Genomic DNA, 26,013 nt, shown 5'->3' with positions numbered 1-26,013 from the left:
TTTGTTGGTGTCAATCTTCTTTATATGGATAATTAAATCTTCCCGAGGGTGCAACATCTCCATTGATCAGGAAATCAATAATATCACCATCAGTCTGCATGTTATCAGACCATTTAAATTCAAAATTTAATGCGTTTTTTAAGGTTAGGAATGTTCTCGGAATACGGATTTCAAGCTGATTACCGATGTAGTTTAGATCGACTTGCGCTACCTGTTTCCAATTCCATCCCTTTGTGGATTTTTCCAAAAAAGCCTTTTGGTCTGGAGATTTTCTATTCACTACAAAGTCATATCCCTCCCATCCTGTTTTTTTATCCCTATCAATATCTATAAACAGGCGCATCCATGCAGGATCTTTGTGATTGGTAAGCTTATCTGCTGTTTCTACATAGAAATAGACATACTTGTTATCTCTTGCTACTTTGGCTTTTACAATGTCATTTCGCCCAGTCGTATTTGTATAATGTGTACCTGCAAAGCCATCAGCATCGCGATGGATGGTATTTCCCTTATGCGCCAGAAATTCCGGCCTAACGTTAAGCCATTCATCGAATTTCCCATCCATGCCGATCGTTTTTGCTGCAGAGGCTTTTTCAGGAGCAGGCATCCCTTTAAAGCGGCGGATGTTAGCGATTAACTGGTAATAGTAATTATCCTGATGACCACCTTTCATAGGCTCTATATCTCTACTGTGTTCTGTATCAAACTGATCGGGAAAGGCATTTGGCTGATCCTGCCAGGTTTCATATCTACCGGCTATCCATTCGTTCCAGCCGGTAACAAATACCAGTTCAACGTTTTGCTTTAAAGCATAGTCCCATTGTTCCTGAAAATTCAGCCCGTATTGATGAGCGCCCTTATTTGTATTTTGCCCATTTTTGTTAGTGTAACTTCTTCCAAATGCACCTTTCGCGTTCATTGGATTTAAACCATTTTCCTTGGTCCAGTTTTGAGATGTGCCAACCGTCATTTGTTCAAAGCTTCCATCATCATTTTTTACGAAGCCATGCTGAGGATATATCTCCAGCCATCCCCAATGATCTTTACGTTCAGGCCCTTTGTTGTAAACCGGTTGTCCCGGACGAAAAGTAAAAAAGTGCTTAATCTCGGGATCAATATTATCCGGGTAAGCCATAATTAAGGGTTTACCTTTCCATTGAAACCACAAGTCTTTATAAAGGCCTGGTTTGTATAGGTCGTTATAAACCTGACTAATGGCACTTTTGGTATCTTTTGATGCCCCAAAGCCCATCATAAAAGCGATCTGAGGGGTACGGATACCATTTTTTCTAGCCTCTGAAAACACTTCACACAATGCCATATACGCAGGCTTCCACACCAGATCTCCATTGGTACAATCAAACATAATCATATCAACACCTGCATCAGCCAGCATTTCGGCATGCTTCCAAAGCACCCATTTGTCCGTATTTACGTAATAACCAAACAGCGGTTCATTCCAGAAATTCATGATGTTTTGTGGCCATGCCGGATGCTTGTAATCGTAAAGCGCGTCGGGATGTTTCTGTAAAAAGGCAGTCGTATTATTTGGTTTCAGCTTGGCTTGAGCATAATGCCATGTCCAATAGAACAGGCCAATAAATTTGTCGCTTTTCTCTTTGCCTACTTCATTAAATGTGGGTAGTTTTCTGCCCAAAGCATCTGTGGCTGGCAATGTTGCAGTATAATTGGTTAGTGGCTTCTGTGAAAAAACATTTGTTACAGTGGCACACAGCACCAATAAAAGACCAGCAGAGGATCTGATATTAAAGCTCATAATAAATCTATATTTGGTTAGGCACAATCGTTTTCGAGGGAAAACTATTGGTTGCTATTTCAATAATATTAATAGTTTCATCGAGCAGCAACCTGTACTATACTGACTGGCATCCTGCACCTACAGGCTCTTAAATATTAAATTATGAGTACAAATACATGCTAAATCCTATTAGGAAGAGAATAATTATTTATAAAAGAATTTCTTTTTTTAGATAATTATACCGGTAATGCCGATTATATAACTACGACATTGATGGGCATAAAAAAACGAGTGTCCATATGATAAGGACACTCGTTTTAATAGTTTAAGGAAAATGCTTTTAATTAATTATATCCTGCATTTTGAGTTAATACTCMTTTTGAAAGATCCACTTCCTTTTGCGGAACAGGCATCAGATAAAATCTATCATTCCATGTTCTTTCCTGAGCCTGAGTATTTTTAATATTATTTATAGTTTTCATTACCTGAGGGGCAATTTTCCAACGACGAATATCCATATATCGTTGTCCCTCTAAGGCAAGCTCTACCCTACGTTCATTACGAATTACTTCTCTAAGCGCATCTTTTCCTGCATACTTTACTCTATCAACAACAGGCATTCCTGAACGCGTTCTAACTGCGTCTAAGGCATCATAAACTGTAGCATCAGGTCCGCTTAATTCATTTTTAGCTTCTGCGTAGGTCAACAATACCTCAGCATAACGGATTAAAATTATATTGGCATGGTTGTCTACCTGTTGACGATAGATTGCAGGGTCAACCAGTTTACGAAAATTATATCCTGTTAAGGACATATTGGAAGCGCCCTGAACCCAATTAAATTTATAATCGTCTTCAACCGCATTCCAAGGTGAGTTTTCAAACAGAATTGTAGCATAAAAACGTGGATCACGGTTTTTATACTCGTTAGCGAATGCGGGATTGTTAGTTTTATACCAGTCAGCACGTTGAGCCGGATCTGTTGGAATAACTGCCTCGCCGGTTTTATAACTGCCATAACTATTTACCAATTCCTGAGTTGGAGTTACTGAGCTCCAACCACCAATAGTGCCCGGCAATAAATAAGTATTTAGGAAATTCGCATCTTTTTGGTCAATCTGCTGACGGTCTAAAATTACCTCAGTATTACCCTCATTTACTTTATGAAAAAGTGCCTCATAACTGCGCAGACCCAAACGGAATTTCTTCTCGTCGTTAGCATTGGCAAACGTAACCCATTTGCTATAATCATCTTTAGCATCTATGGCYTCTTCTGCACCAACTTTAAATAAGCTATAGCCCAGAGTCATTACCTGACTTGATGCATCAACGGCCAGTTGCCACTGACTTTCATTTAAATGTACCCTGGCCTTTAATGCAAGGGCTGCTCCTTTGGTGATTCTTCCTTTTTCATTTGGTTTACCGCCGGCATAACTTTGGGGCAAAATTTTAGAAACGGCATCAAGCTCATCAGTAATAAATTTTACTACTTCAGCTTTTGGAGTTCTTGGTACATTTTCCGCGCCCAAGGCTAAAACCGTTGTAATTAAAGGAACATCTCCAAATTTATTTGTTAATCTGGAATAAAACAGTGCCCTTAAAAACCTTACTTCCGCTTTATATCTTTCCAATAAAGCAGCATCTACTGTAGTTACTTTATCTGCATTGGCAAGGAAATAATTTGCACGTCGGATGTCGATGAAACTCCAACCCGCATCAGTTGTAGACGTAAGCGTTCCGGCTGAAACATCTGTAGCAGAGCTTTCCCATGGATACTGCGCATGGGCATTATCTGTTGCACCATCGTCATAAATTATTCCATCGCCAGGTAGCTGATTATAAACAGCCATAACTGCCTGATAGACATCATTAGGGTTTTTCCAAAAAGTTGCTTCAGACAATTGATCCAATGGTGGTCTTTCCAAAAAGTCTTTTTTGCAAGAGGTAACAGCGCCTATTGTTAAAAGCCCTGTAAGTATATATATTGATGTTATTTTTTTCATGATATTCGTATTATTATGATTAGAAACCAGCACTTAAACCAATTGACCAGGTTTTAATACCCGGGTAACCTCCACGTCCAGAATCAGACTCAGGGTCATAATCTGCTAATCGTTTATCAGCCATAAAAGTGAAAGGGTTATTCGCTGTTCCATAAATTCTTAGTTTAGCCAATCCAATTCTTTTAGTTACATCTTGTGGAATAGTATAACCTAAGGTTATGCCTCTTACTCTGAAATAGGCCCCACTGAATAACCAGAATGATGAAGTAGGATTATAATTATGTGCCCCAGCAGCTGTTGTTAAAATGCGTGGGAAATCAGCATTCGGATCAGGATTAGCAGTTGTCCATCTGTTTAACCACTGCTCTTTTACATTGGCGCCATTAAAGAATGGATAAGCAGCCTCTTCAGATAAATAAGTTTTAACCTTTGCCACCCCGTAAGTAAGTACACTGAAATCGAAACCTTTGTATGTAGCGTTTAAATTAAACCCATAATTTAACCACGGAACATTGTTGCCAATTATCTTGCGATCGGAAGCATCGATCAGGTTATCACCATTTAAATCTTTATATTTAATATCTCCTGCTTTGGTGGTAGCTGTTTGGAAAGCGTGATTTGTTACGTCAGCAGCATCAACAAAAAGACCTTCTGATTCATATCCGTAAAAAGAACCTATTGATTCACCAACTTTCTGTATAAATCGTCCGTCAAATGTTTCGCTACCATCGCCTAGCTTAGTAATGGTACTCTTAATAATTGATAAATTACCTCCAATGCTGAACGTAAAATCGCTGCCAATTTTGTTGTTGTGAGTAATCGCAAGCTCAAATCCTTTGTTTTGGGTAGCGGCACCATTTGATAGTGGAAGCCCACTATTTATAGCATCGGTAGTGCTTGTATTTACTCCACTGGTTGCAAGTGCAGGAACCCTCATTAAAAGATCCTTAGTATTTTTAATATAGTAATCTGTAGTAATATCTAGTTTACCGTTGAACATACTTAGGTCGATACCCAAATCTGTCATATATACTTTTTCCCAGGTTGCCAATGGGTTGGCAATTTTTGCTGACCACACTCCGCCTTGTGGAGCCTCTTCAAAACTATATTGATAGCCAGTATTTAACAGGTCGAAATAGTTTCCAATTGATACGACATCCTGGTTACCCAAAGAACCCCATGAACCACGCAATTTCAAATTATTGATCCAATCCACATTTTTCATAAAGTCCTCTTTACTTACATTCCAACCTGCAGAAAACGAGGGGAATACTGCTCTGCGGATATCTTTACGAAAACGGGATGAATAATCTATACGTGTATTAACTTCTAAAAGGTATTTGTCGTTAAAAGCATAATTGAAACGTCCAAAAACAGAGCGCATAGCCCAATCTTGCTGGTTACTTCGGTTTGCCTGTCCATCGTCATCAGAGTTGATATCTTCAGGATTTGATGATCCCGATACAACAGTGGTCATATCATTATTCGGGAAATTTTTACGCCCCACAAATGCTGTTCTGTAGGTATTGCTTTCTTGCGATGCACCTACTGTTAATTTACCATAATGTTTGCCAAAAGTACGTTCATAATCAGTTGTTACCTGCGTTAAAAGCTCCCTCCTTTTACGCCAGTATTCAAGCATATCATTCTGCACTTTTTGAGTTGAAGTAATTGGCTTTCCGGTTAAAAAGTCATTAATAGGATCAAGGGTATTGTTAAAAGACCATGAGTTGCCATTTGTATATTTTAGGGAAACTAATCCATTTATTGACAGCCCTTTTAATGGTGTTAAAGTAGCATTAGCAGAGGTCTGGAAATAATTATCACGATCCCAGGCTTTACCGCCTTCTTCAATTATGCGTGCCTGATTACGACCTGCTGTTTGCGCATTGGCTTTGCCATTATCGATTGATCCCCAATCGCCATTGCTCTGGCGAAATACAGAAGTTGGCAAAGACCTGTTAAGCTCTGTCCAGCTCATGTTGCCTTTACGGTCAAAATTTTGGTTTATGAACGAGAAGTTAGTTCCAACCTTTAAAATTTCAGGTACAATAGTAGTTTCAGTATTTAACTTAGCCACAAAACKGTTCTGATCTTTATTCGGAATAATAGATTCCTGACTAAGATAAGATACCCCTAAATAACTATTGGTAATTTTACCTGGTGCATTTATGTTTAAATTGATATCACTTAAGGGTGCAGTTTTGCGAAGAACTTTATCATACCAATCAGTATTTGGGTAAAGATCTGGTTTTGAACCATCTTTATACCATTGAATTTGTTCTGCAGTAAAAAGTGGAGCACCACCAGCATTTGTTAATGCCTCATTGTAAAGTGTAGTATAATCGCCTGAGCCTACATATTTCGCCATTTTGGTAGGCGATTGCCATCCGTAATTTGCATTAAGTTCTACCGTAGTTTTCTCTCCGTTACCACGCTTAGTAGTTACCATGATAACACCATTGGCTGCTCTTGACCCATACAATGCAGCAGAAGATGCATCCTTTAAAACAGACATACTAGAAATGTCGTTAGGATTTAAGGTAGCGAATTCCTGTGCAGAGGCAGGTATGCCATCAATAACATACATTGGATTGCTTCCACCAGACACCAGGCTACTTCTACCTCTAATGCTTACAGTAGTTGAAGCAGATGCATCTCGGCTTAAGTCCCCAGGACGCTGTAAAATAGTAAGACCAGGAGAAACACCTTGTAATGCATTCTGTATTGAAGTTACTGGCCTGTCCTTTAACTGCTTAGGAGTTACAGTGGCAATAGCACCAGTTAAACTCGTTCTTTTTTGTGTACCATAGGCCACAACTACAACTTCATTCAGGTTGCTAGATTCATCCTCAAGACTTATATCTATTGTACCAGCTTTTGCTGCAGTAACTTCTTTGGTTTTAAAACCTATAGCTCTGAAAACCAAAACACTATTTTCTGGTACAGTGAGTGCATAGGCTCCTTCTGCATTGGTTGACGTTCCGCGGCTTGTTAAATTTTTCACTTGTACAGAAACACCAGGTATAGGGTTACCTTGACTGTCTTTAACTGTTCCTTTAACATTAATGTCAGCTCGTGTGTAGTTTACAGGCAGGCCTCCTGCATAAGCACTTATAGATGCAGTCACCAATATTAAAAAACAAAGTTTTATCAATACTAGTGTTTTAACGAACGGCCTTAGCTGCCGTTTTAAATAATAGTCAATCATAATTGTTATTTAGTTTAGTTGTTAGTTAGTTATTGGAATTGCAGTAATTACTTTGTTAGGTTATCATACTATTTAATCTCATGAATTGAGAGGAAGGACTTAGATGGTTAAAACTTTTCAGCTCTAATGTATAGAGTCGGGAGGTCACATATTATGTACAACTTAACGCAATCGATTGATTTAGCACGGACGCCAGTATAACTTCCTCTTGAAATCTTTAATAAATTGCTTTTAGGTATATCAAACTTCAGTCAGGCTTTGTTCGGCAAAGCTTGATCTTATGAATCATGATCTTTTTTATTTCTATGGGAATAATAATTAACCCAATGTTTAATTATCTACTAAGAAGTTAGTTTAAAGCACTCCAGAGGCACTATTTAATGGTGAAAAAGACAGCCTTTACACAACCCGAAACAAACGTTTGCGCAACAAAAATGATACAAATGCTTTTAGGAAGCTATATTCCATTCAGCATTGCATTCAGAAAATCTCTCTTTTTCACATAGGAATTTGAAGTTTCAGAACTTCTATAAATAAGGAGTTTATTATTTTTAACAATGCTCTTAAATTTCTTCAGAGAAATTCTTAAAACACTGCAAGCCTCGGTTTGAGTGTAATACAAATCTTTGTTAATCATAATTGCGTTCTTTATAACACCAATTTAATYTGAAAACGTTCAGATTATACAGCAAACTTATTGAATGGTAATTCTCGATCTTTAAACTGCGATAAATAACAGGTTATACAGGTTATGTGATATTTATACACTTTGCTACACAATCATAAAAGTTCCATTTCTTTTCATTAAATGTTGGGTATTTTCATCTTAAAAAAGATCATGAAAAAATTAGCGTTTATCTCTTCAATTACTTTCATCCTGCTGTCATCAGCATGCAGTAAAAAAGCTGGGCAAGAAGTTCCCGAACCAAATAAAACAACCTACAAAGTGGGTCTCTCTGTTGAGAATGGAAAAACAGGCTTAGATGGTGGCACTGAAACAACATTAGTTACGCCCATAGAAAATTTAGTCAATCAATTGACCTTTATCATATTTAATTTTGACACCGGAAATGAATATTATAGATCAACTCAAACCAGCAATTTGCCTGGCATGGGAGAAATATATTTCGATTTGCCTGTTGGTAATTATATATTTATTGCGGTTGGCTCCAAATCACTTTTTGGGATCAATAAATATTACCGGGACAACGAAGTTCCTATACTATTACCTCTTGCCGAGGCAAACATGCAGTATTGGCAACCTAACCCAACAATGGCTGATAAGCATTATAAAACAGATGATACTTTTTATGCAAAATCTTCAGTAATAAGCATCGATGGAAACCAAACAATAAACCTTACCATGCAGCGGGTTGTTGGCAAACTGGAAGTACTTGTGGAAGATGTACCTGAGTTCATCGTTGATGTTAATTTCGAAGCAACAGGTTTTACATTGAAAGATCAAAAAACCTTCGGCCGTATTGATGATAATGCGGGTTACGAGGTAAGCAATGCAAATGGCCCAATCAGCATTTATATTCTGAGTACGGAAAGACCTATTCTAATTGAGATATCCGGAGGTGGTGTAAGAAAAACCCTGAGTGTACCCATTTACAGAAACAAGCGTACAATTGTGAAAGGCAAACTACTAGTCCCTTCTACATCAACCAGTTTTAAAGTTACCATTAACGATAAGTGGCTGGTTGACACTACTGTTGTTCATTTTTAAGTACTACATAGATAGGAAGAAAATTATTGACACAATTTTGACAGTTAAAAAGAGTTAGGTTACGTTAACTTTCAAGGCTAATACTATTTTTGTGGCCGAATATGAAAACTGCTGTTGTATTCTTCCTATCCCTGTGTTTCTTCCTTTTAGGAGGATCAAATCACGTTTATGCGGGCACTCATCAAAGCACAAGCAGTTATTCTGCTGTTCAAAAGGTTGAAAAATCGCAACAAACAAATCTTGTGATTGCCAATCAGGGCCTTTCAGAAGTTAAAACCAGTACCATAGGTGATAAAAAAGAAGACTTCATCAGTGTTGAAGACGAAGATGATGATCTTGTATCTGTCAGGAAATCCGTATTGCCTGCCAAGTACTTTGCAACACTTACCTATGCTTCTATTTTAATTTATTCCAACGCTTATTTCAAAAACCGCTTGCCTTTTTGCAAGCACCTTTCCTACACTTCTTCTTACAAATACATTCTACAAAGAGTTCTAAAAATATGATCAACAATACGCTTCAGTTATCGAAGTCGTKATCATACATGCCCGTAGAGGTAATTCTGGTTTCATACCCGATAACTGATGCTATTTCTCATTTCAGGGAATCTCTGATTCCTGATCATCAAATCGATTAATAATTAATTCATACTATGAAGAGAATTGCAATGCTCATGGGCTTGGGCGTTATATTATGCCATACAAGCTGTACATCTGAAAAAAAAGAAAAGGAAGAAATCAGCAAGTATGCGGTTACTACTCCTTTAAAAATTGACACCTCATTTACCAAGGAATATGTTTCACAAATAAAATCTGTAAGGAACATTGAGATTAGGGCACAAGAAAAAGGATATATGCAGAACATTTATGTTGACGAAGGTCAATCTGTAAAAGCGGGCCAGCTCTTGTTCAGGATCATGCCAAAAATGTACGAAGCAGAGTTAATGAAAGCGCAGGCTGAAGCCAAATCTGTAGAGATAGAATTACAGAATACCAAAACTCTGGCTGATAAAAATGTAGTGTCAAAAAATGAGCTGACAATGGCTCAAGCTAAACTTGATCAGGCTAAAGCTGAAGTGGCGCTAGCAAAACTACACTTGTCATTCACTGAAATCAAAGCACCATTTGATGGCACCATTGATCGCATTCCTTTGAAACTGGGAAGTCTTGTTGACGAAGGTGAATTATTGACTAACCTTTCTGATAACAGCCAGATGTTTGCCTACTTTAATGTATCTGAACCGGAGTATCTGGACTATCAGACTAATATCAAAGGTCGCGGCGACAACAAGGTAAGCCTGCTTTTGGCTAATAGCCAACCCTTGAAATATAAAGGTGAGGTAGAAACCGTTGAAAGTGAATTTGATAATGAAACAGGAAACATCGCTTTCAGGGCAAGATTCCCAAACCCTGACAAGCTTTTAAAAAATGGCGAGACAGGTAAAGTTCAAATGACAGTTCCACTTAAAGGTGCATTAATAATCCCTCAAAAAGCAACCTACGAAATTCAGGACAAAGTATATGTTTTTGTGGTTGACAAGAATGGAGTAGTGAGATCGCGGAATATTAGTATAAGCAGCAGAATGCCTGACTTGTATGTAGTAGGAAATACTCTGTCTGAAAATGACAAAATCCTACTTGAAGGTGTACAAAAGGTTAAAGATGATGATAAGATCAAATATGAATTTATAGCACCCAAGGAAGTTATTTCCCGTCTGCAATTGAAAACGGAATAGTAATTCCATCCTTAAAAAAGTAATTCTATGTTTAATAAATTCATACACAGGCCAGTCCTGTCTATAGTAATATCGCTCATTATTACATTTCTGGGTGTGTTGGCTACCACCCAATTACCGGTAACACAATTCCCTTCCATTTCTCCACCAAAGGTGAACATCACTGCGGAATATCCGGGAGCAAATGGTGAACTAATGATCAAATCAGTAATCATTCCGCTGGAACGGGCGATTAACGGTGTTCCAGGAATGAAATACATGGCATCAGATGCCGGTAATGATGGTGAAGCCACCATACAGGCCGTATTTAATCTGGGTACCGACCCCAACCAGGCATCAATAAATATTCAAAACCGTGTAGCTTCTGTTATCAATAAACTACCTCCTTTGGTGGTGCGTGAAGGTGTAAAGATTACGAGGGAAGAGTCTAATATGCTCATGTACATCAACCTGTACAGTAAAGACCCGCATATGGATCAGAAGTTTCTTTTCAACTTCGCCGACATCAACGTATTATCAGAGTTAAAAAGAGTTGATGGTGTTGGAGTTGCAGATATCCTTGGTAACCGCGAATATGCCATGAGGGTATGGTTAAAACCAGACCGTATGCTGGCTTACAAGATATCGGCCGATGAAGTTTTAAAAGCACTTGACGAGCAGAGTTTGGAAGCTTCGCCAGGTAAAACCGGAGAAAGCTCCGGTAAAAGATCTCAGGCATTTGAATATGTATTAAAATATCCCGGAAGGTTTAGTACCAAAGAGGGATATGAGAACATCATACTAAGATCATCCGCAAAAGGAGAGATACTTCACCTGAAGGATGTAGCTGATGTGGAGTTTGGAAGTTCATATTACGATCTTTATTCCAATCTTAATGGCCGACCTTCGGCTGCTATAGTTGTAAAGCAATCTTATGGAAGTAATGCGAGCCAGGTAATCAAGGACATAAAAGCTAAACTGAAGGAAATCAAATCGAGCTCATTTCCTAAAGGTGTAGATTATGAGATCAGTTATGATGTATCCAAATTCCTGGATGCTTCTATTGAAAAAGTAATACACACCCTTGTAGAGGCATTTATTCTTGTAGGATTGGTTGTATTCCTTTTCCTTGGCGACTGGCGCTCAACATTAATCCCGGCCATTGCAGTACCGGTATCTCTTATAGGAACTTTTGTATTTATGCAATTCTTTGGGATAACACTTAACCTCATCACCTTATTCGCTCTGGTGCTGGCAATAGGTATTGTGGTAGATAATGCCATTGTAGTAATTGAAGCAGTCCATGCCAAAATGGAAGAAAAGAATCTTTCGCCGCTTAAAGCCACCGAAGAAGCAATGCATGAGATTAGCGGGGCTATTATTGCGATCACTTTTGTAATGGCAGCGGTATTTATTCCTGTTGCATTTATGTCTGGCCCCGTAGGAATATTCTACAGACAGTTTTCTATTACCATGGCAACATCAATTATTTTATCAGGAGTGGTTGCACTTACCCTTACCCCTGCCCTGTGTGCAATTATGCTGAAGAATAATCATGGAAAAGCCCAAAAGAAAACGTGGCTTAATAAAGTGCTGGATGGTTTTAACAATTGGTTCAACAGGGTTTCGGGCAAGTACCAGAAGTTGTTAAGTTTAATTGTTAACAGACGGGCGGTCACTTTTATCATGTTAGTTGCCTTTTGCGCTGGTATATGGCTACTAAACAACAGCCTTCCCTCAGGTTTCATACCAAACGAAGATCAGGGGATGTTTTATGCGGTAATACAAACCCCTCCCGGTTCATCATTGGAAAGAACAAATCAAGTTGCCGAGAAGCTACAGAAAATTGCCGAAGGCATGGAAGATGTACAATCCGTTTCCTCTTTGGCGGGTTATGAGATCCTTACAGAGGGTACCGGAGCCAATTCAGGAACTTGTCTGATCAACTTGAAAAGCTGGGAGGAACGTAAACACTCTGTACAGGAGGTAATTAATGAATTGGAAGAGAAATCTAAAGATGTAACGGGGGCCACCATTGAATTTTTCCAACCACCCGCTGTACCGGGTTACGGAGCTGCTGGTGGTTTTGAGTTGCGTTTGCTGGATAAAGCCGGAACAGGTGATTACAAAAAGATGGAAACGGTGAGCAGGGATTTTGTAAAGGAACTGAGTAAACGCCCTGAATTATCATCGGTATTTACGTTTTACAGTGCCAGTTTCCCGCAATACATGCTCAAGATTGATAACGACATTGCTCAGCAAAAAGGAGTAACTATTGAGAATGCGATGAATACGCTTTCTACATTAGTGGGAAGTAACTATGAAACCAGCTTTATCAAATACGATAGGCAATACAAAGTGATGGTGCAGGCCTTGCCACAATACCGGGCCTTACCTGAAGATGTTCTGAAACTATATGTGAAGAATAACCGTGACGAGATGGTGCCATTCTCGGCCTTCATGAAAATTGAGAAGGTTTACGGATTATCAGAGATCACCAGACACAACATGTATAATGCATCAGAGATTAGTGGTTCCTCTGCGCCAGGCTATAGTAGTGGTTCAGCAATTAATGCAGTATCGGAAGTGGCTAAAACCAGTTTACCAAGAGGATTCTCGATTGACTGGGCAGGTATTTCCAAAGACGAGGTTGCCCGTGGAAATGAAGCGATCTATATCTTCATCATCTGCCTTGTTTTCGTGTATATGCTCCTTGCTGCACAGTATGAGAGCTTTATTTTACCATTCCCTGTAATTCTTTCACTTCCGGCCGGAATTTTCGGAGCATTCCTCTTGTTGAAATTATTCGGGTTAGAGAATAACATATATGCTCAGGTGGCTATGGTTATGCTTATCGGTCTGCTGGGTAAGAATGCTGTATTGATCATAGAGTTTGCCGTTCAGAAACACAGGGCAGGAAGCTCAGTACTTCAGGCGGCTATTGAAGGTTCGGCCGTAAGGTTCCGCCCTATTCTGATGACTTCCTTTGCATTTATTGCCGGATTGATCCCATTGGTTTTTGCTTCCGGACCGGGTGCAACAGGTAACAGGACAATCGGATCGGCTGCTGCCGGAGGTATGCTTTTCGGAACTGTTTTCGGTGTTCTTATCATACCGGGATTGTACTACATCTTCGGCAAAATCTCAGAAAAATATGCTCTTGTTAAAAATGAAGAAGAAAATCCTTTAACTGAAGAAATTGATCACAATGTATAAACACAAGATATATAAATGCATTGGCCTGGTGGGTATTTGCCTGGCCGTTGCAAGCTGTAAGGTCCCTGCGTTCATGCAGTCTGCTGAAAACAAATCTGTTCCCGAATCTTATAATGACAACAGGGATACCACCAATATGGCTGCGCTTGAATGGAGGCGCTTTTTTACCGACCCAAATTTGGTGAATCTGATTGACACGGCCCTTAAACATAACCAGGAGTTGAGTATAACACTTCAGGAAGTGGAAATAGCCAAGAACGACATCAAATTTAAACAGGGAGCGCTTTTACCAACCGTAGGTGCAAAGCTTGGCTTGGGTGTTGAAAAAGTAGGAAGGTACACCAGCCAGGGTGCGGGTGATGCTTCAACAGAAATTGCCCCGGGAAAAGAAACTCCAGACCCACTGATGGACTATACCGCTGCAGTGTATGCAAACTGGGAAGTAGATATTTGGAAAAAACTCCGTAACTCTAAGAAAGCTGCAATTAGCAGATACTTATCTACCGTAGAGGGCAAAAATTTTGTGCTGACTAATTTAATTGCTGAGGTTGCCAACTCTTATTATGAATTGCTGGCTTTGGATAATCAGTTAGAGATTGTTAAACAGAACATCCAGCTTCAAAAGGATGCCCTTGAGATAGTAAAAATTCAAAAACAAGCAACCAGGGTAACCGAATTAGCTGTTCAGAAATTTAAAGCGGAAGTACTGAATTCTCAAAGTTTGGAGTTTGACATTCTTCAAAAGATCAAGGAGGGTGAAAACAAGATCAATTTTTTACTTGGTCGATTCCCTCAGGAAATCCCAAGAGATCATGGCAATTTTCTGAACCTCTTGCCTCCGGCAGTTCGCACAGGTATTCCATCGCAGCTGCTGGCCAACAGACCAGACATTAAACAAGCAGAACTGGAGCTGGCTGCTGCGAAATTAGATGTAAAAGTAGCAAAAGCGGAATTCTATCCTTCACTCGATATTTCCGCAGCGTTCGGGTTTCAGGCATTTAACCCATCTTATCTGGTGAAATCGCCCGAATCAATGCTGTATTCACTTGCCGGAGATCTTGCTGGCCCGCTAATTAATAGAAACGGAATTAAGGCAGAGTTTAAAAATGCAAACTTGCGTCAGCTTCAGGCCATGTATAACTATGAGCGAACAATTTTAAATGGATACTTAGAAGTTTCTACTCAAATGTCGAATATAGATAACCTGGAAAAGAGTTTTCGTTTGAAGTCTGACCAGGTAGATGCACTCAACAAATCTATTGATATCTCCAATGACTTATTTAAATCGGCAAGGGCAGATTATCTGGAAGTGCTAATGACCCAGCGGGATGCCCTGGAGTCAAAACTGGAACTCATAGAAACAAAAAAGAACCAGCTCAGTGCTGTAACCAATATCTATCAGGAACTTGGTGGTGGTTGGAAATAACAACAATTTCTTATAAAAAGAGCCGGTCTAAAATTTTAGACCGGCTTTTTTTCTTTTAATCAATAACTTGATCTTATCTTTCGTTCAAGATTTGCAACGCATCCTGATCTTCAAATTTATTGATTTGCCTGTTTAGCTCTTGATATAAGTCGGCAGTGATGGTTTCGTATCCTTTTTTCCCATATTTATTATCCATTTCATGTGGATCTTTTTGCAGATCGTACAACTCCCACCCTACTACACGCTTATAGAACCGGATCAACTTGTACCTCTTTGTGCGAATCCCGAAATGAGGGGAAACTGAATGCTCACCATTTTCATAATAATGATAGTATAAAACCTGTCTGCCTTTATCAGCATGGTTTTTTAAGGCCGGCAACATAGATATGCCTTGTATATCTTTTGGGATAGGCAACCCCGCAGCATCAAGTACGGTTGGGGCAATGTCCAGGTTCATCACAAAACGATTGGAAACAGTGCCTGCTTTTACCTGGCCGGGGTATCGCATAACCATAGGGGTACGGAATGACTCCTCATAAATCCAACGTTTATCAAACCATCCGTGTTCTCCCATATAAAATCCCTGATCAGACAGATAGATTACAATAGTATTCTTGCTCAGACCATGTTGATCCAGGTAGTCCAGTGTGCGCCCGATGTTTCGGTCCAGGGAGGTTGCAGTACTTAAGTAATCGCGCATATAACGTTGGAATTTCCATTCGGTAAGTGCTTTTCCCTGTAATTTCAATGCATTAAATTGTGCTTCTATAGGCTTATAATAAGCATCAACTTTAGCACGCTGGGCGGCGTTCATCCTACTAAAATTACCATCTTTATTCTCCTTATCATCAGAACCGAACATCTTTAGGTCATACCCCATTAGCATGGTCTTTTCAATGGACATGTCCTGTATCTCGGCAGCTTTTCTGTTTTGGTAGGTATCGTAAAAATTGGCCGGAAGCGGAAAGTTAACCTTATCAAAGCGCCCCAGATCAGCAGTATCTGGCAACCAAACACGATGTGTGGCCTTATGTCCGATAACAAGGCAAAATGGTTTGGATTCGTCTCTTTTATCCAACCAGTTTTCAGCTTCATCCGTAATTACATTGGTTACGTAGCCGTCAATTCTTTTTTTGCTACCGTCCATCATGTCAAAATCCGGATTGAAATATTGTCCCTGATTAGGCAATACCTGCCAAAAATCAAAACCCTGGGGTTTGCTTTCCAGATGCCATTTGCCAATCCATGCAGTCTGATAGCCGCCTCTCTGCAACTGCTTTGCAAAGGAGTCCTGGTCGCCATTAAAAACTGAACTTTCATTATCTTTAAATCCATTTTTATGACTGTATTTTCCAGTCAGGATTACTGCCCTGCTGGGACCACAAATGGAGTTGGTTACATATGCCTTATCAAAACGAACCCCTTCATTTGCAATCCGGTCTATATTGGGGGTTTTCATCAATTTACTACCATAGGCGCTTATGGTCTGATAGGCATGATCATCTGAAATGATAATCACAATATTTGGTCGTTTTGCCGCAGTTCCCCTTTGCTGCTTTTGTGCAAACAGATGCATACAACTATTAACTAATGCAAGGAGTAGTAAGGTCTTAATTAATTTCATTTGATTTCCATATTGTTATATAAAAGGAGGCTGAGGTAAACAAATTCCTTCCGGCTCCGCCTAATCTTTTGGAATGGAAATATAACTTATTGTTAAGCCTTGTCCAATCTTTTTCTGTTTTTGGTAACCATTGCCTAAATAATTGATTTTTATTTACCATCGTTAATCCAACAACAACATTGCCGGTTTAGAATAACTTTCGCATACCCATATCGCCATAAATTTGTAGTATGGAACAGAATCAAAGATAAAGTATGCCAGTTTGGGCCTTCGTTTATTAAGGTTGTAAAAGATTAATTTTAGCCGGCTAATTCCATTGGTTGAATGAAGGATACAATCTTGAAATTGATTAATCAGAAATTAAGGGTAAACTAAAAGAAAAAACAGAACCTTTTCCCCACTCACTTTCTGCATAGATTTCTCCATCATGAAAATGAATTAGCTCCCAGCAGAGGTACAACCCTATCCCAAACCCGGAAATGGATCGGCCCTGTTCATCATTCACCCGATAAAAACGTTCAAATACATGAGGGAGGTCCTCTTCTTTTATGCCCAAGCCCTGGTCAGACACACAAATTATAGCTTTACCGTCTTCTTTATGGCAGCTCAGGGCTACGGGCATCCCTCCCACGTTATATTTTATGGCATTACTGACCAGGTTATTGATTACCTGACCAATCTTTTCCCGATCGGCCATGACTGTTAAATCTGGACCAGGCTTAAAATGAAGGGGGGTAATGATAACAGGTGCAAAAAAGGTTTCCAGCACTTCCAAAATCAGATCGTTGATCAGAAATTCTTTCTTATCCAGGTGTATTTTACCAGAATCTAAACGGGAGACATCCAGGAAGCTGTTTATAAGGCCTGCCATTTTATTCACTTGGGTATCGAGTTTAATCAGCGTCGCTGCACTGAATTCATCAGATTTGATATTCGCTTTTCGCATCAACACCTGCACATAAGCTTTTAATGAGGTTAATGGTGTTTTCAGTTCATGACTGACCATCGCAATAAAGTCATTTTTTCGGACCTCATCTTTCTTTTGCTCCGTAATATCCTGCAATATGCCACTGAATCGAATGGCCTGCAAATCCGTGTTAAATAATGCTTTCCCTTTAGCGCGTACATGCCTGGGGATAGGATTGTCAGGAGGCTGAATGATATAATCGATGTCATAACTTCCTCCGGAACTATAAGTCATCGCCTCGCCGATGGCATCCAATACACGCGGACGATCGGCTTCAGCAATAATACTTGTCGCCTTAGGCAGTTCAACTTCATCGTCCGCAGACAAGCCGAACCAAGCTTTTAGCCGTTGGTTTCCAATAAACCTATTGGTTTGTGGATTAAGATCCCATGTGCCAAGTTCTGCAGCCTCAATTGCAAATTCCAATTCCTTTTTGGCTTGTTCAACTTCATCATAGGCTTTTACCTTTTTAGTCGTTTCAGAACAAATGACCAATACCCCGCCAACGGCTCCGTTTTCGTCATCCACACCACTGTAGCTGAAAGTCCAGTAAACATCCTCTACTCTGCCATTGCGATAGATAGGAATGAGTTGATCTTCGCTCCAGGTAGACGCTCCTCCTCCCATAACCTGATCKATCAACGGCTTTATAGTAGGCCAAATTTCCGGCCAACATTCCGCACCCTTTTGTCCCAATGCGACAGGATGTTTCCCTTCATTACCGAGGCTTGGGCGGTAAGCATCATTGTAAAACTGAATGAGTTCTTTCCCCCACCACAAAAACATTGGAAACTTTGATCTGAGGATAATATTTACGGTGGTCAGCAAACTTTGCGGCCATTTTTCCGGACTACCTAAAACAGACTTTGACCAGTCAAAGTTCCGGGTAAGTTCTCCCATCTCACCCCCGTCTTTAAAATACTTGGCATTTGCTGATAAACTGGATCTGGTCAATGTGCTGAGCGTTTAATAAGTAAATAATGAAAAATCGGTTCAAAATCATGCCAAAACATTCCGAATGTCCCTTGTTTATTAATCCATTCTCTATGGCCGATGTAGTAGACCCGCAGCATCGGCAACCCTGCAGGCTTCCATTGCGTTGTTTACATTGAGTTTCTGAAAAATATTCTGCCTGTGCCTGTTCACAGTATGGATACTCAGAGACAGTTTACTGGCTATCTCTTTACTCCTTAACCCCTGGTTAATAAGGTGAAGAATCTGTCCTTCTCGTATAGAGAGTATGTCTTCGAACCGTCCCTGCTCACTATCTACTATTGTACCTGTACCGGAATTAATGATAAGACCTTCAGGGACGTCAAATCCAGGATGATCATACACCACGTTGTATAAACAGAGGGTTAACCAAACATCCCCTTCTTTGGTACTGCTAAGGTAAAGCAGACGATGTTTGATCATGACATATTTTCCTTCGCTGTTTCTTATCCGTAACCTTGTGATCAGACTGTAATTGAGACGATCAGCTAAGTCAATAGATTTAATTAGCTGGAAAAATTTAAATTCCAGTCTGTACTTCTTTTGAAGATCTTCAGGATGAACCCGGGCTAACAGTTCATCTTCCCAGATTGAATTTATTTCTGTTCGCGTGGGTTCAAAACCAAGTTGACGGGCAACTCCACCAGGATAGATATAACTTTTTCTTGCCCTCATATCACTCAATACGCTGATGGCATTTTCTAGTTTTGAATACATTCCAGCGATTATTTTGCCGTCATCGAGTAGCAGATCAGGTTGAAGTTTACCAGAAATTGGTTGAGAAAATAGTTTTATGTCAAGCAAATCACGCATCTCTTTGGTGTATTGATGGTTATTTATAGCCATTTGTGTAAGATTAGCAAACTGTAAATTTGGAGTGCACAAGTTAAGCTTTCGAAGCTATGAAAAATATAAAAAAAACCTTACTGGCGATTACGCTAATGCTGAGTTTCAGCGAAATCAGTGCCCAGAGTCTGGAGAAAATGAATTGGTATAATGAACCGGAACGATGGCAGATCAAAGACGGCAGCTTAATTATGCAGGTAACACCCAAAACTGATTATTGGCGAATATCACATTATGGTTTCACGGTTGACGATGCGCCTTTTTATTACAGCACTTACGGTGGCGAGTTTGAAACAAAGGTAAAGTTAACAGGTGATTACAAAGCCCGATTCGATCAAATGGGACTTATGATTCGTATTGATCAAAAAAACTATATTAAAACCGGGGTTGAATTTGTGGATGGTAAATTTAATATCAGTACAGTGGTGACCAATGAAAAGAGTGACTGGAGCGTGACCACACTTAACAAGATGCCTCCTTTTATTTGGATTAAGGCATTACGGAGATTGGATGCTATCGAGATTTATTATTCTTTTGATGATAAAAACTATATCATGACCCGCAATGCTCCGTTACAGGACAATACTCCTGTTATGGTTGGCCTTATGGCTGCCTCTCCTGATGGAAACGGCTTTGAGGCCCGGTTTGAAAATTTCTCTGTAAAACATCTTCCCGATCAACGACGCGCAGAGTGGCTTAAACAACATCAATAACCTTACTTTAAAATGAGAAACTAAAACTTAATCAGTAATTCTTCAATAATCAGTTTATCATTGTTGTAGTATTCAAAGAACCACTTCCCGTCTTTTTTTAGTACCATACCTTTGTGCTGACTACCCTCGGCAATAAAACAATTCTCAACAGAAGTTTTAAATAGGGTCAGCATTTTTTTCGGTGTGGTATCGACCAACTGAAAACCAGTTGTCGTTACCTGGGCATATAGTGTACCTGATGGCTCGGTAGTTTCAGCCCCTGCTGCCTGTTGATTTGCCGGCGCAGCAACGACCTCGGGTGCTTTTACACTTTCAGCCATCTGGACATCACCTGAAAAAGCATAGGGAAGTTCATTGAAAGAAAYAAAGGCGTTTTGTAAGGCCTCCTGATAAGCCGCAGTAAAATCCTTTTCCTTACTTTTACCTTCCTCGCCCTTGAAAACTACGTTACCCTGACAGTCTTTTAATATCAGCGTAAGTCTGGTGGTAAACATTCCTTTTTTTTCTGTAAGATCTGCAGTCATTGCCTTACATTTGTTAGCGGCGATTTCCACCGGCAAATTTTCATTATCAAAATAAACCGTAAACCCTTTTTCTTCCAACAACTTCCTGGTCAGGTTGTTCAGACCATACTTGTTCACTTCTTTAAAGAAACTGAATTGCTCAGGCACCAGTATGTATTTGTAGTTATTGATCGTGTTTTGTGTATACCCCGACAGCGCGGTGAATAATAAGAGTAGTAAAAGGTATCTTTTCATCCTGCAAAATTCTAAGATTGTAAAGATAAGGTATTGGCTTGGTGCTTTCAAACGGTTGAATCTCGACTGTGTTCTTAAATTATTTTTTTTGCATTATAATTTTTTCTGTCTGATGCTTCCCAATATCCCTCCCCTGAATTTGGCCATTTTCAATAGCCGGCCTATAATGAATTCCACCGTAAAGCCTACTGATAGCCGCTTCTTTAGCCGCCTGATCAAAAGAAGTAAAGCTTCTTATTGGTAATCCATAATCAACCTCTGTATTGTCTTGAAATTTAAAATTATCTCCAAATATTTTAGTTAGAATATAGGCTGCTGATGTTGAAGCAACACTATGCCCACTTGGGTATTCTGGGAATGGTGGCGTTTGCAGAATTGGCTGCCAATTTTCATCAATATTAGAATTTATAAATGTTTCCGGCCGGATATAGTTGCTCCTGTATTTTTCATCCCAACAACTAATAAACGCATCAAACAATGCAATACATGTAGACGTGTATGCAAAACTACTTTGTATATAATTAAAAGTTTTCAGTTTGCAGGCAATGCCAGCAATAGAAATCCAATGTGCTCCTGGTGATATCTTTTTCGTTGCATAATTCATATGTCCATTTACATTTAAAAAGAAAGGATTGCAATCCCAAAATTTTGCAATGTTTAATTGTTCATCATTTAGGTTTTTACCCGTTAGATAAACCTCATTGGCAGTTTTGTAAAAGGCACTATTTTTATCCCTACTATAAGCCGGAGGAGGAGAAGGTTTAAATTGATCGGCCGTTTTCATACATAGTGGTCTTATTTTATTCCAATAAGGTTCCACTGCCGCCATATAACCAGGTGGAGTAGGTGCCCAACTACCTTCTTTTTTAACAATACTATAACGTCTTAATTTACGTGTTTCTTTATACTGATCCTGATCAACCCACCTTAATATAGAATCTGACACCTTTTTACCATATAAAATTGAGTTCTGAACTACAGTTTCAGGATATCCTTTTATTTTATACCACAAAAGGATACTGTTTAAACTATCTAAAGCTACCTGATCGGAGAATACAAGCCGTTTTGCAACCTGCCAATATGCGTAGGTAGCAGCTAGTGAATAGCTAATTTGTTTGTTGTCGGCGTTTGGAATTCCATTAAAGCCGTTCAATTGTCCTTTTAAGGATTGAAACTGACTATTACTCTTAGCCTGAATTTCATATGCGGCAATGTTTGAATAAACAAATATTCTACTCGCAACAGGTGGAGAAAATATATCGCTTACAATAATATCAGAAAGGGCTTTTTGAGATCTGTGCAGAGGAAAGGGATCATTTTCAATTTTGCTCCACTGCCCATTTGCACCTGTAGAAATACAAAAAATAAATAAAAACAAGTATATCTTCATGCTGTTCGATTTAATTAGCAGCCTTTAAAAGCTGAACTTTATCATTATTTTTAACGATAATAATTTTTTTGGTTTCTCCTTTAATCTCAATCATATTTCTAACGTCTCCATCTATATACAGCCCCGAATCGTAAGGAGACATTGGTTTAAAATCACCTTTGCCATTTCCAATTAAAAGTAAACCCAAACCAGCATCTGCCTGACCTAGCTGAACCCGATAGGGATAAAAATTTCCACTCAAAAGGAGATCATCTTTTCCATCCTTGTTAAAATCATCTACAACTATACCCCATGTTCTGGAAAACTGCGCTTCGATCGGAAGGGGCTTAATGGTAAACTTCCCGGTTCCATCATTTAACAAAATTGATGTTTCGAGTTGTTTGCAGTAAAATTTCTGACTTTGGTTTAACTGCTCCGGTGTAAATAACTTATCTATAGTTATGTCCGAATAGGAACTATAACTTAAAAACCGTTTTTTTAATTGAACCATCTGATCAAGTAGTTCATCTCTAGATGCCATTGGATAGTTTTCTCCCTGAATGTAGTAACACATAATTGGATCTAATACGCCATCATTATTAAAATCTGAAGCATAGATGGTCATTGGTTGCTTACTATTCGCTTTAAATTGATTGTTTAAACCACAATTCCCTACAACGAAATCAATTGCTCCATCATTATTCACATCCATTGGTACGATCTTACTCCACATACCGTCTGAATTTTCTAAGCCCGAGTCTTTATCATATTTCAAAACCCCATTCTCATTTTTAAACTTCTTTAACGACATCCAGTCTCCGCCAATTAACAATTCTGGATATCCATCTTTATTCAAATCCTGCCAACAAGATGTAACAACCATTCCCGCGTACTCCAAATCGGGAGAAAGTTGGCTGGTTACGTCGCTAAATTTTACTTCCCCTCCTTTTGATTCATTTCGCAGCAAATAGCTTTTACTACATAGCGGGAAAGAGCCCGGTTTACTCATTCCGCCAACAAAAACATCTAAATCTCCATCCTTATCAAAGTCAACAACGCTAATAGCCTGTTTACTACTCCACATTTTCGGCAATGCGTCTTTAGCTTTGTGAAAAATACCTTTCCCATCATTTAGATATAATCGATCCTGATATTCAGGCGCGTTTTCATCATATTCATTTCCACCGCTTACCACCCAAAGATCAGGAGCCCCATCGCCATTTGCATCAAAAAAAACTGCATTTACATCTTCACTCACTTTGTCTTCATCCCAAGGTTGATTTGGCGAGGGATTAAAGTTTCCTTCTTTATTACCTAAGAATAATTGACCTGTCTGTCCAATTGCCCCTCCTATAAAAACATCTTCTATTCCATCTTTATTAACATCTGCCTTGGCTAAAGCAGGGCCGAATTTTGATAGCTGATAAGGTAAAAGCGTTTCGACTTTAAAGTCTATAAAATCATTCTCATTATGTTTAAATTCTAGTCCCGATTCTAGTTTGTTATCTACAAACAAGGGTTTTGTTTTAGTAATATTCTCTTTTTTGATTACCGCATCCTTCTGATTGAAAGTTAATGTTCGGTTCGATTGTATGTTTTCAATAAAGCTCTCTTTTCCATCAGGCCAAATGACCCTAACGGAATTTATTTCAGTATTTTTACCTACACCAAAACAATTTGTTTGACTTACACTAGATTGATAACCACGTACCACATATTTTTCCTGATACTGTATGTTATCTTTTGTTTTAACATAAATTTTAGCTCCTATTGCAGCCGTATTTAACCCTGTACCGACAAGCTCAATTTTCAAATAGTTGGGTTTTAGTAATTCTGAGTTATTTTTATACACCATTACAGGTGAGTTTATATTACAAACAATCAAGTCCAGATCACCGTCATTATCTAAATCAGCATAAGCGGCACCATTGGAAACAGAAGGCTCTGAAACTCCCCACTCTGCCGTTTTGTTACTAAAAGTTAAATCATGATTGTTAGAAAAAATATAATTTGAAATTTTGTTTGAGGGCATTTTTTTTACCAAATCGAAAGTTTGAAACTTTAAATTCCCTTGTTTAAGCGATTCTTTTTGTGCACTGGCAACTGTATATTTTAAGAAATCCATGTCGGTAAAATCTCTTAAATAACCATTGGATATAAATAAATCTTTCCAGCCATCGTTGTCAAAATCTGCAAATAACGATGCCCAACTCCAATCTGTATTAGAAACACCTGCCAACTGACCTATTTCACTAAAGCGCAAGCTACCATCCTGCGCCACACCTTCATTTAAGTGTAGCATATTTCTCATTTGCTGGTTATAATATCCACTGTCTAACAATAAGTGATATTGATCGTATTCATCCGGCCCTTTAAGCAGTTTTTGCCTGTGGTTATCTTCTGGCAGCATGTCAAGAGTCAAGATATCCGGTCTTCCATCATTGTTATAATCGGCAATGTCCGAACCCATTGAATATTTTGAGATGTGTTTAATTGATTTCCGGATACTTTCCGAAAAAGTTCCATTCTTATTATTGATGTAAAGGCAATCTTGTTCGGTATAGTCACTTGAGGTATAAATATCTGGCCAGCCATCATTGTTTAAATCGCTTACCGCTACACTTAGCCCAAAATTTAAGGCATTGTTTATAATCCCTGAGGCTAAAGTAACGTCTACAAAATGAGGTTGATTATTTTTAGAATCATTTCTAAATAAACGATTCCCGTATTTCATATTTGGGGTAGATCGTACTTTTTTAGTATTTAAAAAAGGCTTATAAGTTTGGTTGGAATGATTTAGCAAAAACATATCTAAATCACCATCATTGTCATAATCAAAAAAAACGGCCTGTGTGGATTGAGTTCCTATTGCATCAAGACCATAAGTTTCGGCCATGTTTTTAAAAATAGGTATACCTCCTTTAATTCCCTGATTAATAAACAATTCATTTTTGAGTTTATCATCAGGAAATTTTCCTGAATGACAAACATATATATCAGGCAAACCGTCTCCATTTACATCTGCTATGCTTACTCCTGTGGCCCAGGTGCCATTTCCTTTTACACCTGCTTTATTGGTAATATCTTCGAACTTTAAATTACCCTTATTAAGGTATAATTTATAATCTCCGGCATTTGCCGAAAAAAAAATGTCAGGCAAACCATCACCATTAAAATCCGCTACTCCAACTCCCGACCCGTTATACAAATATTCATAATTCATCACATGTAATGAATCGGTTTCAATTACCCTATTTACAAAACTGATATTTGTTTCTTTTGCTGGTAGCAAGGAAAATAAAGGCTGTTGCCCATTGGCATTGTTAACAACAGCTAGTACTGAGAAGAAAAGTGCAGATAGCCATATCTTTATTTTCATGGTATTTTTTTTTTAAATCAACCTAAAGTATTATTACATGGGTAGCTGCAAATCTTTATTTTAGTTCTATTTGTTCGTCATTTTCTTTATAAGGTAAAAATACAAGCAACATGGTCATCATCTCATCGGTTGACTTCATGTCATTGGCCGAATAAACGTTTCGAGGCGGACTACTGGGATTGTTAGGGTTACTCTTTGTATTATCATAAGTACCCTCTATGGTTAATACAGAGCCCTTGGGAATTTTTACTAAACTTTTAAATTGGTAAATTTCTTGCCATCTAAAATCCCAGGATGGGATTGAAA

At 38.8% G+C, this 26,013-nt stretch carries 15 protein-coding genes and 1 pseudogene; 6 read left to right on the top strand and 10 right to left on the bottom strand.

The features are described 5' to 3' along the window. Positions 1 to 10: 10 nt before the first annotated feature. The 3 genes from AC1DG9_RS07015 to AC1DG9_RS07005 form a co-directional block, all read right to left on the bottom strand. Positions 11 to 1,777 carry a hypothetical protein gene (locus AC1DG9_RS07015; protein WP_288879542.1) on the bottom strand — a complete coding sequence of 589 codons (1,767 nt, stop codon included), beginning with the start codon at positions 1,775 to 1,777 and terminating at the stop codon, positions 11 to 13. A 326-nt stretch (positions 1,778 to 2,103) separates the two neighbouring features. Then, a complete protein-coding gene (locus tag AC1DG9_RS07010; RefSeq protein ID WP_477634448.1) occupies positions 2,104 to 3,762 on the bottom strand; it encodes a RagB/SusD family nutrient uptake outer membrane protein in 1,659 nt (552 codons plus the stop codon). A gap of 19 nt (positions 3,763 to 3,781) precedes the next feature. Next, entirely contained in the window at positions 3,782 to 6,892 is a 3,111-nt protein-coding gene (locus AC1DG9_RS07005; RefSeq protein ID WP_477634447.1) for a SusC/RagA family TonB-linked outer membrane protein, read from the bottom strand. A gap of 919 nt (positions 6,893 to 7,811) precedes the next feature. On the opposite strand from AC1DG9_RS07005, the gene AC1DG9_RS07000 reads away from it, so the two are divergent. From AC1DG9_RS07000 to AC1DG9_RS06980, 5 genes are all read left to right on the top strand, one after another. Then, positions 7,812 to 8,702, top strand: coding sequence for a FimB/Mfa2 family fimbrial subunit (locus AC1DG9_RS07000; protein ID WP_288879539.1), 891 nt, complete (start codon positions 7,812 to 7,814; stop codon positions 8,700 to 8,702). 101 nt (positions 8,703 to 8,803) lie between these two features. Continuing rightward, positions 8,804 to 9,208 (top strand): hypothetical protein, encoded by a 405-nt coding sequence (locus tag AC1DG9_RS06995; RefSeq protein WP_288879538.1) that lies wholly within the window; start codon positions 8,804 to 8,806, stop codon positions 9,206 to 9,208. 146 nt (positions 9,209 to 9,354) lie between these two features. Beyond that, on the top strand, positions 9,355 to 10,437 hold the full coding sequence (locus tag AC1DG9_RS06990) for an efflux RND transporter periplasmic adaptor subunit (RefSeq protein ID WP_048903825.1): 1,083 nt from the start codon (positions 9,355 to 9,357) through the stop codon (positions 10,435 to 10,437). A 27-nt stretch (positions 10,438 to 10,464) separates the two neighbouring features. Further along, positions 10,465 to 13,632 (top strand): efflux RND transporter permease subunit, encoded by a 3,168-nt coding sequence (locus AC1DG9_RS06985; protein WP_288879536.1) that lies wholly within the window; start codon positions 10,465 to 10,467, stop codon positions 13,630 to 13,632. Then, positions 13,625 to 15,058 carry a TolC family protein gene (locus AC1DG9_RS06980; protein WP_172661052.1) on the top strand — a complete coding sequence of 478 codons (1,434 nt, stop codon included), beginning with the start codon at positions 13,625 to 13,627 and terminating at the stop codon, positions 15,056 to 15,058. Before AC1DG9_RS06985 ends, AC1DG9_RS06980 begins: the two co-directional genes overlap by 8 nt. 73 nt (positions 15,059 to 15,131) lie before the next feature. Here the strand turns inward: AC1DG9_RS06980 and AC1DG9_RS06975 are convergent, their stop codons facing one another. The 3 genes from AC1DG9_RS06975 to AC1DG9_RS06965 all read right to left on the bottom strand — a co-directional run bounded on the left by AC1DG9_RS06975 (position 15,132) and on the right by AC1DG9_RS06965 (position 19,488). Further along, the gene (locus AC1DG9_RS06975; RefSeq protein WP_288879533.1) at positions 15,132 to 16,682 is read right to left on the bottom strand and encodes a sulfatase family protein; all 1,551 of its coding nucleotides are present in this window, start codon (positions 16,680 to 16,682) and stop codon (positions 15,132 to 15,134) included. A gap of 349 nt (positions 16,683 to 17,031) precedes the next feature. Continuing rightward, a complete protein-coding gene (locus AC1DG9_RS06970; RefSeq protein WP_172661053.1) occupies positions 17,032 to 18,603 on the bottom strand; it encodes an ATP-binding protein in 1,572 nt (523 codons plus the stop codon). Between the two features lie 90 nt (positions 18,604 to 18,693). Next, positions 18,694 to 19,488 (bottom strand): response regulator transcription factor, encoded by a 795-nt coding sequence (locus tag AC1DG9_RS06965; RefSeq protein ID WP_172661054.1) that lies wholly within the window; start codon positions 19,486 to 19,488, stop codon positions 18,694 to 18,696. Positions 19,489 to 19,544: 56 nt separating this feature from the next. Between AC1DG9_RS06965 and AC1DG9_RS06960 the strand changes: the two genes are divergently transcribed. Then, positions 19,545 to 20,201, top strand: coding sequence for a DUF1349 domain-containing protein (locus AC1DG9_RS06960; RefSeq protein WP_288879528.1), 657 nt, complete (start codon positions 19,545 to 19,547; stop codon positions 20,199 to 20,201). 20 nt (positions 20,202 to 20,221) lie between these two features. Here the strand turns inward: AC1DG9_RS06960 and AC1DG9_RS06955 are convergent, their stop codons facing one another. From AC1DG9_RS06955 to AC1DG9_RS06940, 4 genes and pseudogenes are all read right to left on the bottom strand, one after another. Further along, positions 20,222 to 20,959 carry a hypothetical protein gene (locus tag AC1DG9_RS06955; RefSeq protein ID WP_477634446.1) on the bottom strand — a complete coding sequence of 246 codons (738 nt, stop codon included), beginning with the start codon at positions 20,957 to 20,959 and terminating at the stop codon, positions 20,222 to 20,224. 79 nt (positions 20,960 to 21,038) lie between these two features. Then, entirely contained in the window at positions 21,039 to 22,349 is a 1,311-nt protein-coding gene (locus tag AC1DG9_RS06950) for a vanadium-dependent haloperoxidase (RefSeq protein WP_288879525.1), read from the bottom strand. Positions 22,350 to 22,359: 10 nt separating this feature from the next. After that, positions 22,360 to 25,707 carry a VCBS repeat-containing protein gene (locus AC1DG9_RS06945; protein WP_337715905.1) on the bottom strand — a complete coding sequence of 1,116 codons (3,348 nt, stop codon included), beginning with the start codon at positions 25,705 to 25,707 and terminating at the stop codon, positions 22,360 to 22,362. A 55-nt stretch (positions 25,708 to 25,762) separates the two neighbouring features. Next, positions 25,763 to 26,013: pseudogene (locus AC1DG9_RS06940) on the bottom strand (cytochrome c); the annotation flags it as partial.

This window comes from Pedobacter sp. 05L430, from assembly GCF_056397585.1.
The sequence above is the reverse complement of the archived record's forward strand: the minus strand, read 5'-3'. Positions and strand labels throughout refer to the sequence as shown.

What these genes read in the sequence shown, in the direction of transcription:
- AC1DG9_RS07015 (WP_288879542.1), bottom strand. Translation starts at nt 1,777, where the DNA reads ATGAGCTTTAATATCAGATCCTCTGCTGGTCTTTTATTGGTGCTGTGT.
- AC1DG9_RS07000 (WP_288879539.1), top strand. Translation starts at nt 7,812, where the DNA reads ATGAAAAAATTAGCGTTTATCTCTTCAATTACTTTCATCCTGCTGTCA.
- AC1DG9_RS06995 (WP_288879538.1), top strand. Translation starts at nt 8,804, where the DNA reads ATGAAAACTGCTGTTGTATTCTTCCTATCCCTGTGTTTCTTCCTTTTA.
- AC1DG9_RS06990 (WP_048903825.1), top strand. Translation starts at nt 9,355, where the DNA reads ATGAAGAGAATTGCAATGCTCATGGGCTTGGGCGTTATATTATGCCAT.
- AC1DG9_RS06985 (WP_288879536.1), top strand. Translation starts at nt 10,465, where the DNA reads ATGTTTAATAAATTCATACACAGGCCAGTCCTGTCTATAGTAATATCG.
- AC1DG9_RS06980 (WP_172661052.1), top strand. Translation starts at nt 13,625, where the DNA reads ATGTATAAACACAAGATATATAAATGCATTGGCCTGGTGGGTATTTGC.
- AC1DG9_RS06975 (WP_288879533.1), bottom strand. Translation starts at nt 16,682, where the DNA reads ATGAAATTAATTAAGACCTTACTACTCCTTGCATTAGTTAATAGTTGT.
- AC1DG9_RS06965 (WP_172661054.1), bottom strand. Translation starts at nt 19,488, where the DNA reads ATGGCTATAAATAACCATCAATACACCAAAGAGATGCGTGATTTGCTT.
- AC1DG9_RS06960 (WP_288879528.1), top strand. Translation starts at nt 19,545, where the DNA reads ATGAAAAATATAAAAAAAACCTTACTGGCGATTACGCTAATGCTGAGT.
- AC1DG9_RS06950 (WP_288879525.1), bottom strand. Translation starts at nt 22,349, where the DNA reads ATGAAGATATACTTGTTTTTATTTATTTTTTGTATTTCTACAGGTGCA.
- AC1DG9_RS06945 (WP_337715905.1), bottom strand. Translation starts at nt 25,707, where the DNA reads ATGAAAATAAAGATATGGCTATCTGCACTTTTCTTCTCAGTACTAGCT.